This window comes from Roseicyclus sp. (assembly GCF_052168335.1).
In the GTDB taxonomy this organism is placed as follows: Bacteria; Pseudomonadota; Alphaproteobacteria; order Rhodobacterales; family Rhodobacteraceae; genus Roseibacterium.
Map to the genome: position 1 here is coordinate 1 of NZ_JBQLZP010000261.1, position 2,251 is coordinate 2,251.

Consider the following 2,251-nt stretch of genomic DNA (forward strand, 5'->3'; position numbering starts at 1 on the left):
CTCACGCGCAGCGACGGCGTCATGACGAGCTTCTCCTCGGGAGCGGGCGGCGCAGGACGCTCGGCCGCGCGCGGCATGCCTGCGGGCTGCTCGGCCACCAGACGCCGGATCGAGGACAGGACGTCATCGATATCCGCCATGGATTTCGCCGGATCCGGCATGTCGCTCACTCCTCGCTCGGGCCCCGCACCGGCCACCCGTGACAGTCTGCCCGGCACGCCGCCGGACGGTTCCGCCCCCCAGCCGAGGAACTCCCCGGACGGGATCGAAGATAACGACGGCGGGCCGGGCGCACAACGCATTGCGCGCGCCCCCAGGCCGAAGGATGCCTAAAGCTGCGCGGAAACCGGCGGGCGCGGCTCAGTCGCGGCCGAGCCGCTCGAGCACGCTGTCGAGACGCTGGCCCTGCACGCTCGGGACGCTCACGGGGGCGTCGTCCACCAGATCGTAGTAGACGGAGGGGTCATAGCCCGGCACGTCGAGGTCGAGATGCTCGACCGTCAGCAGTCCGCCCGCCGAGAGGATCGCGTAGGCCGCCTGGTAGAGGTTGGCCTGCGCCTCGATGCGGCTGATTCGGGCGTCGAGCACGTCCTGCTCGGCGTCGAGCACGTCGAGCGTGGTGCGCGCGCCCAGCGAGGCCTCCTCGCGCACGCCCTCGAAGGCCAGTTCGGCGGCGGCGGTGCGCTGGTCGGCGGCCTGGATCTGCGCGTTGGCGATGCGGAGCTGCGCCCAGGCATTGCCCATGACCTGCACGTTGATCAGCACCTGCTGGTTGAGCGAGGCGCGCACGGCCCCCGCCTGCGCCAGCGCCTGCCGCTCGAGCGAGGCGAGCTGCCCGCCGCGGTAGATCGGCTGGCTGAGGGTGATGCCGATGGATGCCCCCTCGCCCTCGGCCAGCGGGTTCGGCGCCTCGAAGGTGTTCGTCACCCGTCCGTCGAGCGAGATCGTCGGGCGGTAGTTGGCGCGCGCGCCCTCGACGGCGAGGTCGGCGGCGCGGACCTCGTGCTGGAGGCGGCGGATGGAGGGCGTGTTCTGCCGGGCAAGCGCCTCGGCCTCGGCCTCGCTGCGGGGCAGGCCCGGCAGCGCGCCGGGACCGGAGATCGCGCCCGGGTAACGCCCGACGGCGAGCGCGAAAAGCTCGCGGCTGATCTCGAGCTGGCCCTGCGAGGCGGCGAGCGCCGAGCGTGCCTCGGCCAGGCGCGCCTCGGCCTGGGCCACGTCGGTGCGGGTGTCCTCGCCGACCTCGAACCGGTCGCGGGCGGCGCGGAGCTGCTGGGTGACGACGCGCACGTTGGATTCGCGCACGTTCACCACCTGGAGGTCGCGCCAGACGTTCATGTAGGCGGTGACGGCGTCGAGGAGGACCTGCTGCTCGACCGAGACGAGCGCCTCGCGGGCGGCGAGCACCGTCTCGCGCGCGGCCTCGAGCGCCACGCGCCGGCCGCCGCCGTTGTAGAGAACCCAGTCCGCCACGAGGCTGGCCGTCGCGGTCGTCGTCTCGTTGACGAGGTCGCGGTCGGCGGAGGCGGCGAAGTTCAGCGTCGGGCGGAGCTGCGCCACGGCCTGCGCCACGCCTTCGTCCTCGATGCGCAGGAGGAAGCGCTGCTGGTCGAGCACGGGCGAATTGGCGTAGGCGTCGGCCATCGCCTCGCGCAGGCCCTCGCCCCGGACGGCGCCGGGTGCGGCGAGAAGCGCGAGCGCCGCGATGCCGCAGAGCGCAGCCGCGCGTGCCAGTCCGTCGAATACTCCAGCCATGGCTCACCCCCCGAGGCGATTTGATCCGGCGTTCCCGCCCTGCGGAGCGGGCGCCCTTGGCGCGCCCGGCGACGAGGCCGGGCGGCGCGGCTCAGAACGTGAAGCTCGGCGCGCGCGCGAAGCCCGGAAGGATGTCCGCCGTCGCGTTGAACGCCATGCGCCAGCTCATGCGGCCGTCGGACTTCAGGCCCTCGCGCACCTCGCCATGCGCGCCGTTCATGAAGACGGCCACGAGGCGGCCGCCCTCCTTCACCTGATCGACGAGGGCCGGAGGAAGCTCCTCGATCCCGCCGAAGATCATCACCGCGTCGTAGGGACCGGCCTTGGCGTGGCCCTCGGTCAGCGGACCCGTGACGACGGCGGCGTTGTCGATGCCGTGGTCGCCCAGCGTCGCCTCGGCGTCGGCGGGGAGGCTCTCGTCCTCCTCCACGGCGGCGACGGCCTCGACGATATGCGCCAGAAGCGCCGTCGTGTAGCCGAGCCCGGAGCCGATTTC

Annotated in this window: 2 protein-coding genes; both read right to left on the reverse strand. The window is 73.1% G+C overall.

Annotated elements, in window-relative coordinates:
* Positions 1 to 360: 360 nt before the first annotated feature.
* Entirely contained in the window at positions 361 to 1,755 is a 1,395-nt protein-coding gene (locus tag ACTS11_RS07950) for a TolC family outer membrane protein (RefSeq protein ID WP_442639790.1), read from the reverse strand.
* 91 nt (positions 1,756 to 1,846) lie between these two features.
* Positions 1,847 to 2,251, reverse strand: a 405-nt coding sequence (locus tag ACTS11_RS07955) for a protein-L-isoaspartate O-methyltransferase family protein (protein WP_442639791.1), incomplete at its 5' end; no start/stop codon positions are given.

Excerpts from the sequence above, each read along its gene's own strand:
- ACTS11_RS07950 (WP_442639790.1), bottom strand. The coding sequence starts at position 1,755 with ATGGCTGGAGTATTCGACGGACTGGCACGCGCGGCTGCGCTCTGCGGC.